The 13,972-nt window shown below is 72.8% G+C and carries 14 protein-coding genes; 9 read left to right on the top strand and 5 right to left on the bottom strand.

Going from position 1 to position 13,972, the window contains the following annotated elements:
• Positions 1-84: 84 nt before the first annotated feature.
• Positions 85-1,113, bottom strand: coding sequence for a saccharopine dehydrogenase NADP-binding domain-containing protein (locus AB0I79_RS18620; protein ID WP_357874170.1), 1,029 nt, complete (start codon positions 1,111-1,113; stop codon positions 85-87).
• A gap of 102 nt (positions 1,114-1,215) precedes the next feature.
• Here AB0I79_RS18620 and AB0I79_RS18615 point away from each other — a divergent pair, with 102 nt between their 5' ends.
• Positions 1,216-2,187, top strand: coding sequence for a helix-turn-helix domain-containing protein (locus AB0I79_RS18615; RefSeq protein WP_357874168.1), 972 nt, complete (start codon positions 1,216-1,218; stop codon positions 2,185-2,187).
• Here AB0I79_RS18615 and AB0I79_RS18610 read toward each other — a convergent pair.
• Positions 2,184-3,596 (bottom strand): prolyl oligopeptidase family serine peptidase, encoded by a 1,413-nt coding sequence (locus tag AB0I79_RS18610; protein ID WP_357874165.1) that lies wholly within the window; start codon positions 3,594-3,596, stop codon positions 2,184-2,186. The two genes, AB0I79_RS18615 and AB0I79_RS18610, sit on opposite strands and share 4 nt — an antisense overlap.
• A 79-nt stretch (positions 3,597-3,675) precedes the next feature.
• On the opposite strand from AB0I79_RS18610, the gene AB0I79_RS18605 reads away from it, so the two are divergent.
• Positions 3,676-4,239 carry a helix-turn-helix domain-containing protein gene (locus tag AB0I79_RS18605; protein WP_357874162.1) on the top strand — a complete coding sequence of 188 codons (564 nt, stop codon included), beginning with the start codon at positions 3,676-3,678 and terminating at the stop codon, positions 4,237-4,239.
• A gap of 33 nt (positions 4,240-4,272) precedes the next feature.
• Here the strand turns inward: AB0I79_RS18605 and AB0I79_RS18600 are convergent, their stop codons facing one another.
• Entirely contained in the window at positions 4,273-5,787 is a 1,515-nt protein-coding gene (locus AB0I79_RS18600) for a PQQ-dependent sugar dehydrogenase (RefSeq protein ID WP_357874159.1), read from the bottom strand.
• Positions 5,788-6,092: 305 nt separating this feature from the next.
• Here AB0I79_RS18600 and AB0I79_RS18595 point away from each other — a divergent pair, with 305 nt between their 5' ends.
• Both AB0I79_RS18595 and AB0I79_RS18590 read left to right on the top strand, forming a co-directional pair.
• Positions 6,093-6,206, top strand: a complete 114-nt coding sequence (locus AB0I79_RS18595) for a pentapeptide repeat-containing protein (RefSeq protein ID WP_357874157.1) — start codon at positions 6,093-6,095, stop codon at positions 6,204-6,206.
• A 526-nt stretch (positions 6,207-6,732) separates the two neighbouring features.
• A complete protein-coding gene (locus AB0I79_RS18590) occupies positions 6,733-8,058 on the top strand; it encodes a DUF6351 family protein (protein WP_357874154.1) in 1,326 nt (441 codons plus the stop codon).
• A gap of 71 nt (positions 8,059-8,129) precedes the next feature.
• Here AB0I79_RS18590 and AB0I79_RS18585 read toward each other — a convergent pair whose 3' ends face one another.
• Entirely contained in the window at positions 8,130-8,675 is a 546-nt protein-coding gene (locus AB0I79_RS18585; RefSeq protein ID WP_357874151.1) for a YceI family protein, read from the bottom strand.
• Positions 8,676-8,766: 91 nt separating this feature from the next.
• Here AB0I79_RS18585 and AB0I79_RS18580 point away from each other — a divergent pair, with 91 nt between their 5' ends.
• The 4 genes from AB0I79_RS18580 to AB0I79_RS18565 all read left to right on the top strand — a co-directional run bounded on the left by AB0I79_RS18580 (position 8,767) and on the right by AB0I79_RS18565 (position 11,699).
• Entirely contained in the window at positions 8,767-9,231 is a 465-nt protein-coding gene (locus AB0I79_RS18580) for a MarR family transcriptional regulator (RefSeq protein WP_357874148.1), read from the top strand.
• Positions 9,232-9,346: 115 nt separating this feature from the next.
• The gene (locus tag AB0I79_RS18575) at positions 9,347-9,739 is read left to right on the top strand and encodes a GntR family transcriptional regulator (protein WP_253751191.1); all 393 of its coding nucleotides are present in this window, start codon (positions 9,347-9,349) and stop codon (positions 9,737-9,739) included.
• A complete protein-coding gene (locus tag AB0I79_RS18570) occupies positions 9,736-10,629 on the top strand; it encodes an ABC transporter ATP-binding protein (protein WP_357874145.1) in 894 nt (297 codons plus the stop codon). Before AB0I79_RS18575 ends, AB0I79_RS18570 begins: the two co-directional genes overlap by 4 nt.
• On the top strand, positions 10,626-11,699 hold the full coding sequence (locus AB0I79_RS18565; RefSeq protein WP_357874142.1) for an ABC transporter permease: 1,074 nt from the start codon (positions 10,626-10,628) through the stop codon (positions 11,697-11,699). Before AB0I79_RS18570 ends, AB0I79_RS18565 begins: the two co-directional genes overlap by 4 nt.
• A 3-nt stretch (positions 11,700-11,702) precedes the next feature.
• On the opposite strand, the gene AB0I79_RS18560 is transcribed toward AB0I79_RS18565, so the two are convergent.
• Complete coding sequence (locus tag AB0I79_RS18560; RefSeq protein WP_357874139.1) at positions 11,703-12,671, bottom strand: threo-3-hydroxy-L-aspartate ammonia-lyase; 969 nt, start codon at positions 12,669-12,671, stop codon at positions 11,703-11,705.
• 399 nt (positions 12,672-13,070) lie between these two features.
• On the opposite strand from AB0I79_RS18560, the gene AB0I79_RS18555 reads away from it, so the two are divergent.
• Entirely contained in the window at positions 13,071-13,970 is a 900-nt protein-coding gene (locus AB0I79_RS18555) for an alpha/beta hydrolase (RefSeq protein ID WP_357874136.1), read from the top strand.
• Positions 13,971-13,972 lie beyond the last annotated feature (2 nt).

The following is a 13,972-nucleotide window of genomic DNA, read 5'->3' as shown; positions in this document are numbered from 1 at the left end:
CGGCAGGCCCCGGCCCTGAACGCCGCGGCAGCTCCGCGGCCCTGAGCGCGGCTGCGGGCGGCGAGTCCGCGCCGCCGAGCGCGGCTACGGGCGCAGGTCCACCGAGAGGTGCGCGGACAGCGCGCGGAGGAAGTCGGGCGCGTCGAAGATCTCACCGGCGGAGGCGACGCCGACCGCCCTGGTCCGCCCCGTGAGGACGCGCTCGACGGCCTCCACCACGAGCGGCGCGGTGATGGCGTAGATGTCCTGCCCCGTGGCCACGGCGCGCCGCTCCTTGCCGCCCGAGCGCACGACCACGTCCACGAGGAACGTCTGCGCCGACCGCCCCGACTCGTCGGCCGGGGCGGGCGCCGGGGCGTCCGGGGCCACCACGTCCTTGGCCGCCTCGACCGTTATGTACGTGCGCACCTCGGGGATGGACAGGTGGCTGGGGACGGTGACGACGTCCGCCATCGTGAACTCCCCGATGACGGCGCGGGGCCCGACCGGCTCGGGGAAGGGCCACTCCAGCGTCGGTGCCTGGTCGTCGCGGTACTCCAGCCGGCCGTTCGCGTACCGGACGCGCCGGCCGTCCCGCCGCTCCCGCGAGATCACGCCCGAGGCCCGCGTCCCGGCGGTGGGGTGCCAGTTGCTCAGCGCGTACGCGATGTGCGCCTCGTCGGCCGACGTCCAGTCGCCCATCGCGGCGGTGGCCAGCAGGTCGCCGAGGCCGCCGTAGAAGGCCATCGCGGGCACGATCACCGCTCCCGCGGCGCGGGCGCGCTCGCCGAAGTGCGCGAACGTGTCGGCGTTGGCCTCGATCTCGGCCGCCACGTCCAGGTAGGGGATCCCGGCGCGCAGCGCCGCCTCGATCACGGGGCCGCCGGTCGTGGCGAAGGGCCCGGCGCAGTTGATCACGGCCGCCGCTCCGGCCAGCGCGCGGTCGAGCGAGGCCGGGTCGTCGACCGACGCCGGCCGGGCCTCCAGCCCGGTCTCGTACGCCAGCGCCTTGAGCTTGTCGGCGTCCCTGCCGGACAGGACCGGGACGAACCCGCGCTCGCGCAGCTCCGCCACCACGAAACGCCCGGTGTGCCCGTACGCGCCGAACACCGCAACCGTCTGCCCTGATCCCATGGGTTCTCCCCCGTTCTCGGATGATCCTGTTGCGAACATCCTGGCAAGGGTCACCGTCCCCGCACGAGTGTCCGGAACGCCATTAGCCATACAATTCCGGACATGCACACAGTCGCGCTGGCCGTCACCGACGGCATGCTGCACTTCGAGCTGTCCCTGGCGTACGAGGTCTTCGGGGCCGACCTGACCCACCTGGCCGATCCCTGGTACGACTTCGTGGTCTGCGGGCCGGGCGCCGTGCGGGCCGGCCGGTTCCAGCTGGAGCCCGACCACGGCCTCGACCATCTCGCGCGGGCCGGCACGGTGATCGTCCCGGGCTGGGCCGACGTGGACGTGGACCCGCCCGCCGACCTGGTCGACGCGGTGCGCGCGGCCCACGAGGCGGGCGCGCGCGTGGCCTCCCTGTGCACGGGCGCGTTCGTGCTGGCCGCGGCCGGCCTGCTGGACGGCAGGCGCGCGACCACGCACTGGGCGCACACCCGGGAGCTGGCCGCCCGCCATCCCCTGGTGGAGGTGGACCCGGACGTCCTGTACGTGGACAACGGCAGCGTGCTCACCTCCGCGGGCAAGGCCGCCGCCATGGACCTGTGCCTGCACCTGGTCCGCCTCGACCACGGCTCCTCGGTCACCAACGCGGTCGCCCGCCGCCTCGTCGTGCCGCCGCACCGGGACGGCGGCCAGTCCCAGTTCGTCACCACCCCGGTGCCCGCCCCTGGCAACCATCCGCTGGCCGAGCTGTTCCCCTGGGTGATGGAGCGGCTGGACCATCCGCTGACCGTGGACGACCTGGCCCGCCAGGCGCGGATGAGCTCGCGCAACCTGGGCCGCCACTTCAGGTCGGTGACCGGCACCACCCCGCTGCAGTGGCTGCTGATTCAGCGGATCCGCCACGCCCAGGAGCTGCTGGAGACCACCGACGACAGCGTCGACAGCATCGCCACGGCCACGGGCATGGGCACCGCCACGACCCTGCGCCGGCACTTCAACCGCACGGTCGGCGTGCCTCCGGACGCCTACCGCCGCACCTTCCGCTCGCGCGCCCGAACCGGAATCCTCGCAGGTCAGAGCGCTTAGGGCAGCAGCAGGCCCCAGTACAGGGCCCAGGGCAGGAACACCACGCCGCCCGCGATCAGCAGTCCCAGCCGCACCCGCTCGCCTCGCGAGGCCGCTCGCCGCCACCGCGCCGCCGTGACCGCGGTGGCGGCGACGGTCACGACCGCGACCGCCTGGAGCGCGAGCCAGAGGATCGGCCTGTCGCCCGCCATGGGCCCGGGCGCGGCCAGCTTCCCGCCCGTCATGACCACGTAGAACAGGTACGCGAACCCGCCCAGCGGCGCCACCAGCCCGCCCGCGCTCGCCAGCCGTGCCGCCCTGACCGGCGTGCCGGCCCCGCGCCGCCTGATCCGCCGGACCAGCGCCACCACGGGATACCCGCCGAACGCCACCAGGAGCAGCACCAGCGCCGCGAGCTGCACGGCGGCCGACTCCCACCAGGCGGTGGGCGGCACCCCGAAGCTGTCGCTCGCCTGCACGGGGGCCGGCCCCGACACCTGGGCCACGGGTGCGCGCCCTGAGGTCGCCTCGCGCACCCACGTCCCGACCAGCTCGGCGTAGCCGGGGGCCAGCTCGGGCAGCCGGGTGACCCCGCCGTCGGGCGTCAGGTGGGCGGCGTGGTCGGCCCCGGCGAAGAACCGGAACGCGTAGCGGCGGTTGCCGCCCTCCTCCAGGGCCCCGGCGAGGATCGGCGGCGTCTCCCTGGGAGGTGTGAGCAGGTCGTGCACGCCCCAGATGCCGAGCACGGGCTGCCGCACCTTCGCCAGGACGGGCTCCGGGTCGTGGTACGGCTCCGGGAACAGCCCGCCGTCCGCGATCACCCGGTACAGGTTGGGCTCGGCCCGGTCCACCAGCGATCCGCCCACGCCCGCCTTGCGCAGCCCGGCCGCCACCGCCCAGGCCTGCTGCCGGAGCGGTTGGAGCGCGTTGGCGCCGACGAGGATGACGAAGGCGATGCCGGAGGAGCGGGTGGCGGCGATCGGCGCCACCCACCCGCCCTCGCTGAGCCCCCAGATGCCGACCTTCGCCGGATCGACGCCGGGCTGCCGCCGCAGCGTCTCGACGGCGCCCAGGGCGTCCTCGGCGAGCTGCGCGTACGACCGCTCGAACAGCGAGTACCCAACCGAGCGCTTGTCGTGGACGAGCACGGACATGCCCTGCCGGGCGAAGGCCACGGCCTCGGCCAGCAGCTTCTCCCGGGGTGTGCCGGTGCCCGCGCCGTGCACCAGCACGACCCCCGGCCGCCCGTCCGGGGCGCCGGCCGGGCTGATCACGCTGCCGCGCAGCTCCAGGTCCCCCTCGCCGCGGAAACTCACCTCGGTGGACGTCAGGTCGCCCGGCAGCCCCGGCGGCGCCGGGCGCGCGGTGGCGTAGGCCGGCACGGCGAGCGCGACTAACAGGGCGACGATCGCCGCGAAGATCTTCCTCATACTGCCGACACTAGTCTGCAGAGAGTTCTCGGCAAAGGGATGTCTGCAGATATCGTTCTGGAGGACTAGCCTGCTCCTCATGAAGGATGACGAGCCGCACCTGCTCGATGACCCCGACCGGCTCAAGGCGCTGGCGCACCCGATGCGCCGCCGCATGCTGACCCACCTGAACGTGCACGGCCCCGCCACCTCCACCACCCTCGGCGAGCTGCTCGGCGCCAAGACCGGCACGACCAGCTACCACCTGCGCCAGCTCGAGAAGTACGGCTTCATCGAGGAGATCCCCGAGCGCTCGACGGGCCGTGAGCGCTGGTGGCGCCGCGCGCGGATCCCGAGGGACCTGCGCCTGCCCACCCCCGACCAGGTCGCTCCCGAGGACCGGGCGGTGCTGGAGGAGTTCCACCGGATCGGCTACGAGGAGGACCGCGCCCTGTTCGAGCGCTTCCCCGCCGCCTACCGGGCCGACCCCGGCTGGGCCAAGGGCTCGCGCGGGCTGGCCCGCATGACCCGGCAGGACCTGGACGCGTTCTACGAGGAGTACATCGCCCTGCTGCTGCGCTACAGCCGCCCGGCCGACGAGGCCCCGCCGGACGCCCGCCCGGTGTACGTCCGCCTCTTCACCCTCCCCGCGGACGAGGGCTGACGCCAGGCGGCGCCCCGTCGTCAGAACCGCCGCTCAGCGGGTGACGGCGCAGGTGTCCCTGTTGAGCGTGAAACGGCTCGGCAGGGACGCGTCGCCCGTGTGGCTGACGAGATAGCCCATCGTGACGCTCTGGCCGGGGGCGACGGAGCCGTTGTGGGTGGCGTTGACGGCGTTGACCATGTCACCGCTCTGGGTGAGGTCGGTGTTCCAGTCCGAGACGACGCTCTGCCCCCTGGCGAGCGGGAAGCGCAGCGTCCAGCCGCTGATCGGGGCCGTGCCGGTGTTGGTGATCGTGAGGTCGACGGTCATGCCGGTGCCCCAGGCCCGCGTGGAGTAGGCGATCCGGCAGGTCGGCGCGGCGCGTTCGAAGGAGACGCGGTGGAGGCCTCCCGGCAGGTCGTTGACGACGTAGAGCTCGCCGTCCGGCGTGGCGCCGAACGCGGTGACCTGCGTCGGCATCTGGCCGAGCTCGGCCGCGGTGTAGCCGCCGGCGCCGTTCTCGCGCAGTGCCCACACGGTCATGTAGCAGTAGTCGGCGGCGATGTAGGTGCCGCCGACCAGGTCGGCGAACTGCTTGCCGCGGTAGACCTGCCCGCCGATGACCGCGCAGCCGCCGGTGTGCGGGGAGTAGGTGAAGACGGGCTTGGTGTACGTGGCGCCGGAGCTGCACTGCGTCTCGTCGAACACCTCCAGCCCCTCGTAGCAGGACCAGCCCAGGTTCGCGCCGGCCTGCCGCCCGGCCTTGACGTGGTTGATCTCCTCCCACCGGCCCTGGCCGACGTCGCCGATCCACATGGAGCCGTCCGCGCGGTCGACGGAGAAGCGCCAGGGGTTGCGGCCGCCGTACATCCAGATCTCGGCCCGCGCCCCCGCGACCCCGGCGAACGGGTTGCCGGCCGGGATGCAGTAGGCCAGCTCGCCGCAGCTCCTGCGCACGTCGACGCGCAGGATCTTGCCCAGCAGGGTGTCCAGGCGCTGCCCGCTGTCGAAGGGGTCGCCCGCGGCGCCGCCGTCGCCGATGCTCATGTAGAGGTTGCCGTCGGTGCCGAAGGTGATCTGGCCGCCGTTGTGGTTGCTGTACTCGGCGTGCTCCTGGGAGAGCAGGGGCTCCAGGCGCGCCTCGTCCAGCCGGTACCGGGCCAGGGTGACGGCGCCGTCCGGCAGCGCGGTGTAGGCCAGGTACACGTCCTGGCTCTGGGCGAAGTCGGGGGCGAGGGCGATGCCGAGCAGTCCCCGCTCGTTGCCGGACTCGTCCACGGACGCGGTGACGTCGATGATCGGCGACTGTTCGAGGCCGGTGTCCGGGTGGTAGACGCGCACGGTGCCGCGCTTCTCGGTGATGAACAGCCGGTCCGTCCCGTCGTCGGGGGCGGCGATGGCGGTGGGGCGGCGTAAGCCGAAGGCGACCTGGGTGGTGGTGGCGTTGATCTCTTCCAGCGGCGGCACGGCGGCGGACGCCGCGGCGGCGGCCGGTGGGGCGCTCAGGGGGGCTAGCAGTGGCAGGGACAAGGCGAGCAGCACGGGGACTGCCCAGCGTTTTCCTGGCATTCACGGCTCCAGCGGCGAGGCTTCGTCGAGATCGGACGCTATCCGCTAGGTCGCGATCACCGGAACCACGCCGCCGTCCCGAGCAGCGTCACCGGGCCGTTTCCGCCCACTGACCTGGAAGGTTGCGGCAGCGGCCCGGCGGGGCCGATGAAACGTACATCGTCGCGCGTGCGTCGGACGACCCGCCATGCTGAGGGGCCGCCTCCTCCTTCCCCGACAGGAAGCGGCCCCAAGGTCACCACACCAGCGACGGGCGCACGAGCCTGGACCGGGATCAGTCCAGGTTCGGCCACCACCACTGGTCGTTGTCGTCCTTGACCGGCTCTTCCTTGACCGGCTCTTCCTTGACCGGCTCCTCCTTGACCGGCTCTTGCTTCACCGGCGGGCGCTTGACCGGCTCGTGCCTGCCGTGCTCGTGACGCCGCTCGTTACGCGAGTAGTTGTCGTTGTCGACGATGACGTCGATCCGCGGCATGTGGTAGCGCGGGTTGTGCAGGATGGGCTTCTCCCTGGGCACGTACCTCGTCTTGGTGACGTGCCGTACCGGCTCGGAGGGCGGGCCTCCGGCCTCGACGGCGGGGGAGCCGGCGCTCGCGCTGGCCACCCCCATGCCCAGAGGAAGGAACATGACACCGGCGACCGCGCCGGTCAGAACGAGTGCCGCGAGGCGCCCCTGGCGCGGGGCCCGCGATTGCCGAATTGAAGTGTTCACGTGCTCGTTTCCGTTCCTGGATAGATCGGCCAGAATCCGGCGTCCCCCGGCTGGGCGAGCGCCTAGACGGAAGCAGACGTACCCATGCAGATACTCTCAGTTACCTCCTTAAACCCAAACAACCCGTCAAAGCCCATAGATCTCAGCAATAACCCGGCTCCCATCGCTGGAGCGGGACCGGCAACTGGTGTCTCATGGGATGGAGTCCCCCATTCCGGAAAAGGTGACGGCCGATGCGCACCCTCCTCCCGGTCGTTCTCGCCGCCGTGCTGTGCGCGTTATCGGCCACGCCCGCCGCGGGAACGACCCCCGACGTCCCCGACGACCAGCCCCTGCCGGGCTACACCATCGACAACCCGCCCCTGCCCCCGGCCACCGTGCACGGCAAGCCCAGCCGGGTCCTGCAAGGGGTGCACGAGCACGCGGCCTTCGGCATCGAGGTGCCGCCGCGCTGGAACGGCGAGCTGGTGATGTGGGCTCACGGCTACCGCGGCGACACGACGGTCCTCACCGTGGAGCCGCCCGCCTACGGCCTGCGGCAGCGGCTGCTGGAGCAGGGGTACGCCTGGGCCGCCTCCTCCTACTACGCCAACGGCTACGACGTGCGGGCGGGCGTGCTCAGCACCCGCGCCCTCGTCACGCGCTTCACCCGGGAGGTGGGGCGGCCGCACCGGACGTTCCTCGCCGGCGTGTCCATGGGCGGTCACGTCACCGTCCGCTCCATCGAGCAGTACCCCGGCGTGTACGACGCCGCGCTGCCCATGTGCGGGGTGCTCGGCGACCACGAGCTGTTCGACTTCTTCCTCGACTTCCAGCTCGTCGCGCAGGACCTGGCCGACCTGCCCGCGTACCCGATCCCGGCGGACTACGCGACCTCGGTCGTGCCGAGGATCAAGGAACGGCTCGGCCTGACGGGCGCGGCCGAGCCCGGCAACGAGCTGGGCAGGCAGTTCCGCTCCATCGTGGTGAACCTCGGCGGCGGGCAGCGGCCGGGGGCGTCGGCGGCGTTCGCGTACTGGCAGGACTTCCTGTTCGGGCTGGCGGGGCCGGACGAGGGCGGCACGCTCGCGCAGGAGCCGGGCAGGGTGGCGACCAACCGCGGCACCGCCTACCGCCCGGCGGCGCCGGTGAACGTCAACGCGAGCGTGCAGCGGGTCGATCCCGCCGATCCGGTGGCGCGCCGTACGGAGCGGCTGACGGAGGTGCCCGGCGTGTCCGGCCGGATCGGCGTGCCCGTGTTGTCGCTGCACAACCTGGGCGACAACTTCGTGCCGTTCTCGATGGAGCAGCACTACCGCGCCGACGTGGCCCGGCACGGCCGGTCCGCGCTGCTGGTGCAGCGCGCGATCCGCGCGGCGGGGCACTGCGAGTTCAGCGCCGCCGAGGCGGGCACGGCCTGGGACGACCTCGTACGCTGGGAGCGCACCGGCAAGCGGCCCCAGGGCGACGACGTGAGCCGCCCCGCCACCGTGGCCGATCCCGCCTACGGCTGCCGCTTCACCGACCCGTCGGCCTACCCGACCGGCACGCGGCCGCTGTACTCACCCTGCCCCGCGTGAGCCGTCGCCGGACGGCCGCCCGCTGATCCGCGGTGGCCGGCTGCGACCCGTGGCCGGCCACGCGCGTCTCATCAGCCGGCCTTGACGGCGGACAGGTCGAACTCGAGCGTGATCTTCTCCGACACCATCACCCCGCCGGTCTCCAGGACGGCGTTGAAGCTGACCCCGAAGTCCTTGCGGTTGATCACGGTGCCGCCCTCGAAGCCGACCCGCTTGAACCCCATGACGTCGGTGGCGGATCCGGTGTACTCGAGCGGAATGGTGATCTCCCGGGTGACGCCGCGGATGGTCAGGTCGCCGGTCACCTCGAAGCCGTCACCTCCCACGTGCTTGATCCCGGTGCTGGTGAACGTGATGTGCGGGTGCGTGGCGACGTCGAGGAAGTCACCCGTGCGCAGGTGCTCGTCACGCTGGCCGTTGCCGGTGTCGACCCCGGCCGCGTCCAGGACCACACGGACGCTGGACGCGGCCGGGTCCGCGGCATCCAGCGTGGCGGTGGCCTCCACGACGGGAAAGCTGCCACGGACCTTGGTCACCATGGCGTGGCGGGCGACGAAACCGAAGCGGCTGTGCGCGGGGTCGATGGTGTAGGCGCCACCGAGCTCACTGGGGTACATGTCTGCTCCTTCAAGGACAAATTTAGTTCAGTACTGGAAGATTCAGCACGACAGTACATAGATTTATTTCAGCGCGCAACAGTTGAGTAGGATGCTGGGCGTGACGAGGTGGCTGAACGACGACGAACAGCGCAGCTGGCGGGCATTCGCGCAGGCCAGCCGCCTGCTGATCGACCGGCTCGACCGCGATCTGCAGAGCGAGGCCGGCATGCCGCCGACCTACTACGAGCTGCTGGTCCTGCTCTCCGAGGCGCCCCAGCGCACCCTGCGCATGAGCGAGCTGGCACGCTGGACCCGCTCCAAGCCCAGCCGCATCTCCCACGCGGTCAACAAGCTCGAACAGAGCGGCTGGGTGCGCAGGGAGCACTACGAGGGAGACCGGCGCGGCTGGCTCGCCGTGCTCACGGACGAGGGCCTGGCCGCGCTACGGGTGGCGGCCCCGCGCCACGTCGAGAGCGTACGGGCGCACCTGATCGACGCGCTCACCCCCGAGCAGTTCCGGCAGCTCGGCGAGATCAGCCAGGCGCTCCTCGACCACCTGACCAAGGCGGAGTGAGCGGCTGACGCGCCGCGAACACCACCGTTCCCGGCTTCTCCGGAGCGGTTCTTTACCCGCACCGTATGGTGACATGCCTAGAAAGACCTAGGACACTAGCTCAATGGAGAAACCGGTGATCGAGTTCCATCTGGACAGCGGGTCGGGTGTCTCGCCGTACCAGCAGCTCGTCCGGCAGGTACGGCACGCGCTGCGGCTGGGCCTGCTGCGCGAGGGCGACCGGTTGCCCACGGTCAAGGAGGTGGTGGCCCAGCTCGCGATCAACCCCAACACCGTGCTGAAGGCGTACCGGGAGCTCGAACACGAGAAGCTCGTCGCCGCCCGGCCCGGTGTCGGGACGTTCGTCACGGCGACGCTGACCGACGCCACGCTCGCCGCGCACGGCCCGCTGCGGCAGGAGCTGCGGCGCTGGCTGGCCAAGGCCCGCGGCGCCGGGCTCGACGACGAGAGCATCGAGGCCCTGTTCATGACCACCTTCCGGAACACGGCGCAGGAGGACATCGCGTGACCGCTGTCCTGCAGGCCCAGGACCTGGGCAAGAAGTACGGCCGCCGCTGGGCGTTACGAGACTGCACGATCGAACTGCCCGCCGGGCACGTCGTCGGCCTGGTCGGGCCCAACGGGGCCGGGAAGACCACGCTGCTGAAGCTCGCCTGCGGCCAGCTCGCCCCGACGTCGGGCCGGATCACCGTGCTCGGCGGACCGCCCGGCGGCCAGGCGCAACTGACCAGGGTCGGCTTCGTCGCCCAGGACACCCCCACCTACACCGGCCTGACCGTGGCCGAGCACCTGCGGCTGGGCGCCCGGCTCAACCCCGGCTGGGACGCCGCGCTGGCGCGCGAGCGGATCGAGCGAATCGGCCTCGACCCCGGCCGCCGCGCGGGCCGGCTGTCGGGCGGCGAGCGCGCCCAGCTCGCCCTCACCGTGGGCCTGGCCAAGCGGCCCGAGCTGCTGGTCCTGGACGAGCCGGTGGCCGCGCTCGACCCGCTGGCCCGCCGCGAGTTCCTGCGGGGCCTGATGGAGGCCACCGCCGAGCACGAGCTGAGCGTGCTGCTCTCCTCGCACCTGGTCTCCGACCTCGAACGCACCTGTGACTACCTGATCGTGCTCGTCGACTCGCAGGTCCGCCTGGCGGGAGAGGTGGACGAGTTGCTGGCCACCCACCACCGGCTCACCGGCCCGCGCCGCGACCCCGACCGCCTCCCCGCGGACCAGCACGTCGTCTCCGCCCGGCACACCGACCGGCAGAGCACGTTCATCGTCCGCGCCGGCGGGCCGATCCTCGACCCGGCCTGGACGGTCGGCCGGCTCACCATGGAAGACCTCGTCCTCGCGTACATGGAGCAGGCCGCCCCCGCCGCCCGCCGCAGCCGCCCCGCGCTGGCGGTGGTGCGGTGATCTGGCTGGCCTGGCGGCAGTTCCGCGCCACCGCCGCGCTGACGGCCGCCGCGCTCGGCGTGCTCGCCGCGGTCCTGGCCGTGTCCCGCACGGCGCTGGTCGAGCAGTACGCGCAGGGCATCGCCGCGTGCGCGCAGGGCGGGGACTGCGAGCGTTTCCTCGACCGGTTCTTCGACGAGCACCAGACCCCGTTCCTCGGCGTCACCGCCGCCGCCCTGGTCCTGCCCGCCCTCATCGGGCTCTTCTGGGGGGCGCCGCTGATCACGCGCGAGCTGGAGGCGGGCACGCACCTGCTGGTGTGGAGCCAGAGCATCACCCGTACGCGCTGGCTGGCCGTCAAGCTCGCGCTCCTCGGCGGGGCCGCCGCGATGGCCGGCGGGCTGGGCAGCCTCGCGGTGAGCTGGTGGGCCGCCTCGCTCGACCGGGCCGCCGTGGACTTCCCGCTGATGGGGCCGCTGGTGTTCGGCGGGCGCGGGGTCGCCCCCATCGGGTACGCGGCCTTCGCGTTCGCCCTCGGGGTGACCGCGGGGATGCTCGTGCGCCGTCCCCAGCCCGCGATGGCCGTCACCCTGGTGCTGTTCACCTCCGTCCAGATCGCCATGCCGCTCCTGGTCAGGCCCCACCTGCTGCCTCCGTCCCGCGCCACCTTCGAGCTCTCCCCGGGGAACGTGGACCAGCTGCTCAGAGGCCATGACGGCGCGCTGGCCGTGGCCGTGGACACGCGGGTGCCCGGCGACCCCGGCGCCTGGACCCTGTCCAGCCGGATCACCGGCCCGCCGGGCGCCGGCGTCCTTGGCGTCCCCGGCCTGGCGCCGGAGGACGGCACCCACGTCCCCGTGGCCGCGGCCTCGGGCCCCTGCAGCCTCCAGGCCCAGCCGGACGGGCCTCCGGAGCGGAGCAGGGACACCTGCCTCGACGAGCTCAACCGGCTGGGTTACCGGCAGGACGTCACCTACCACCCCTCCAGCCGGTTCTGGCCGCTGCAGTGGTACGAGACCGGCATCTACACCGCTCTGGCCCTGGGGCTCATGGGGCTGTGCCTGTGGCTGGTCCGCCGGCGGCAGTTCTGAGGCTCACGGGCCGCACAGCTCGGCGAAGCGGCGGGCGTCGATGTTCCCGCCCGAGACGATCACGCCGACCCTGCGCGGCAGGCCGGTGACCCGTCCGGACAGCAGCGCCGCCAGCGGGGTGGCGCCGCTGGGCTCGACGACGATCTTCATGCGTTCGAAGGCGAAGCGCATGGCCGCGCGGATGTCGTCCTCGCCCACCAGGGCGATGTCGTCCACCAGGTGCCGGTTGATGGAGAACGTCAGCTCGCCCGGGATCTCGGCGGCCTGCCCGTCGGCGATCGTGCGCGGGACAGGGATCGACACCCGCTCCCCCGCCTCCAGCGACCGCTTGGTGTCGTCGCCCGCCTCCGGCTCCACGCCGATCATCCGGATCCGCGGCAGCAGGCCCTTGGCGGCCGTGGCGCAGCCGGCGATGAGGCCGCCGCCGCCGACCGGGACGAGCAGCGCGTCGAGGTCCTCGACGTCCTCGACGAGCTCCAGCGCGGCGGTGCCCTGGCCGGCGATGACGTGCGGGTGCTCGTACGGGGGGATCAGCGTCAGGCCGCGCTCGGCCGCCAGCGCCTCCCCGATGGCCACCCGGTCGCCGGTGTAACGGTCGTAGGTGACGACCTCGGCGCCGTACCCGGCGGTGGCCTCCAGCTTGGAGCGCGGGGTGTCCTCGGGCATGACGATCACCGCGGTGCCGCCCAGCTCGCGCGCGGCCAGGGCGGCCGCCTGGGCGTGGTTGCCGGAGGAGTACGCGGCGATGCCCCTGGCCAGCTGGTCCGGGGTGAGCCGGGAGACGGCGTTGTAGGCCCCGCGGAACTTGAACGCCCCGATGCGCTGGAAGTTCTCGCACTTGACGAAGACCTCGGCGCCCACCAGGGAGTCGAGGGTGCGCGAGCGCAGGACGGGCGTGCGGTGGGCGACGCCCTTGATGCGCGCGGCGGCGTCGTGGACGTCGTCCAGGGTGACCGGCAGTGCGTGGGTCATGCTTGCTGCTCCTCCTCGTCGGCTGGACATGATCGTCTCAGGAAGGCGGCCAGGCGCGCGGCGGCGGCGTCGGGGCGGGCGGCGGGCAGCTTCCCCGCGCGCCACGGCCGTAGCCACTCGGCCGAGAAGCGGACCTGGGAGAGGCGCTCGCGGTAGCCGACTGTTTCGGCACCCGCAGAATGCGGGTTACGCGTCGCACTCCGGCGCCCTGGAGCTCATCGAGCCGGGGCTGGTGCCGCTGGCCGCGTGGTGCAGCGAGCCCGGCGGCCTCATCCGCCAGGGCTTGGGCCGCCCGCGAGCTCTGAACCATCGTCCCCGCATTTTCGTTTGTGGCGGAATCCATGATGCCCGCACGGCCGCCCCCGCGAAATACGATGATCGGGACGAGGAGGTGGCGCCATGATGAGCGAGGAAAAGGCGCTCGACGTCGGCCCTGCCAAGATCGAGGTGGCGTACGAGCGGCTCGGCGACCCGCAGGCGCCGCCCGTGCTGCTGGTGATGGGCGCCGGCGGGCAGCTCATCCACTGGCCCGAGGGGTTCTGCGCCGAGCTGGTCGCCCGCGGCTGCCAGGTGATCAGGTTCGACAACCGTGACACCGGCCTGTCGACCCACTTCCACGACGCGCCGGAGCCCGACCTGCAGGCCGCGCTGGCCGGTGACGCGTCCTCGGCCTCCTACACCCTGTCCGACCTGGCGGCCGACACCGTCGGGCTGCTCGACGCGCTCGGGCTGGACAGCGCGCACCTCGTCGGCGCCTCGATGGGCGGGATGATCGCCCAGCAGGTCGCGATCGAGCATCCCGCCCGGGTCCGGTCCCTGACGTCGATGATGAGCACGACGGGAGCGCCGGGCGTCGGCGGGCCCGACCTCGAGGCGCTGTCCCGGATGACGGGGCCGCCGCCGGCCGCGCGGGAGGACGTGATCGAGCACTGGGTCAGAGCGTTCCTGCTCGTCGGGTCGCCCGGCTACCCGTCCGGCGAGGCCGAGCTGCGCGAGCGTGCCGCGCTCGCCTACGACCGGGCCTACGACCCGGCGGGGGTGACGCGGCAGAGCGTCGCGGTCCTCGCCTCGGGGGACCGGACGGCGCGGCTGCGTTCCGTACGCGTGCCGACGCTCGTGATCCACGGCGCCGCCGACCTGATGTGCGACGTCAGCGGGGGCAGGGCCACGGCGGAGGCGATCCCGGGCGCCGAGCTGGTCGTCATCGACGGCATGGGGCACCACCTGCCCAGGGCGTTGTGGCCGCAGCTTGCCGCCCGCATCGCCGACCTCGTCCACCGCACCGAGGCCGGCGCCTGACG

Source organism: Nonomuraea sp. NPDC050202, assembly GCF_040656115.1.
Classification (GTDB): Bacteria; Actinomycetota; Actinomycetes; order Streptosporangiales; family Streptosporangiaceae; genus Nonomuraea.
The sequence above is the reverse complement of the archived record's forward strand: the minus strand, read 5'-3'. Positions and strand labels throughout refer to the sequence as shown.

Excerpts from the sequence above, each read along its gene's own strand:
- AB0I79_RS18620 (WP_357874170.1), bottom strand. The coding sequence starts at position 1,113 with ATGGGATCAGGGCAGACGGTTGCGGTGTTCGGCGCGTACGGGCACACC.
- AB0I79_RS18615 (WP_357874168.1), top strand. The coding sequence starts at position 1,216 with ATGCACACAGTCGCGCTGGCCGTCACCGACGGCATGCTGCACTTCGAG.
- AB0I79_RS18610 (WP_357874165.1), bottom strand. The coding sequence starts at position 3,596 with ATGAGGAAGATCTTCGCGGCGATCGTCGCCCTGTTAGTCGCGCTCGCC.
- AB0I79_RS18605 (WP_357874162.1), top strand. The coding sequence starts at position 3,676 with ATGAAGGATGACGAGCCGCACCTGCTCGATGACCCCGACCGGCTCAAG.
- AB0I79_RS18600 (WP_357874159.1), bottom strand. The coding sequence starts at position 5,787 with ATGCCAGGAAAACGCTGGGCAGTCCCCGTGCTGCTCGCCTTGTCCCTG.
- AB0I79_RS18590 (WP_357874154.1), top strand. The coding sequence starts at position 6,733 with ATGCGCACCCTCCTCCCGGTCGTTCTCGCCGCCGTGCTGTGCGCGTTA.
- AB0I79_RS18585 (WP_357874151.1), bottom strand. The coding sequence starts at position 8,675 with ATGTACCCCAGTGAGCTCGGTGGCGCCTACACCATCGACCCCGCGCAC.
- AB0I79_RS18580 (WP_357874148.1), top strand. The coding sequence starts at position 8,767 with ATGCTGGGCGTGACGAGGTGGCTGAACGACGACGAACAGCGCAGCTGG.
- AB0I79_RS18560 (WP_357874139.1), bottom strand. The coding sequence starts at position 12,671 with ATGACCCACGCACTGCCGGTCACCCTGGACGACGTCCACGACGCCGCC.
- AB0I79_RS18555 (WP_357874136.1), top strand. The coding sequence starts at position 13,071 with ATGATGAGCGAGGAAAAGGCGCTCGACGTCGGCCCTGCCAAGATCGAG.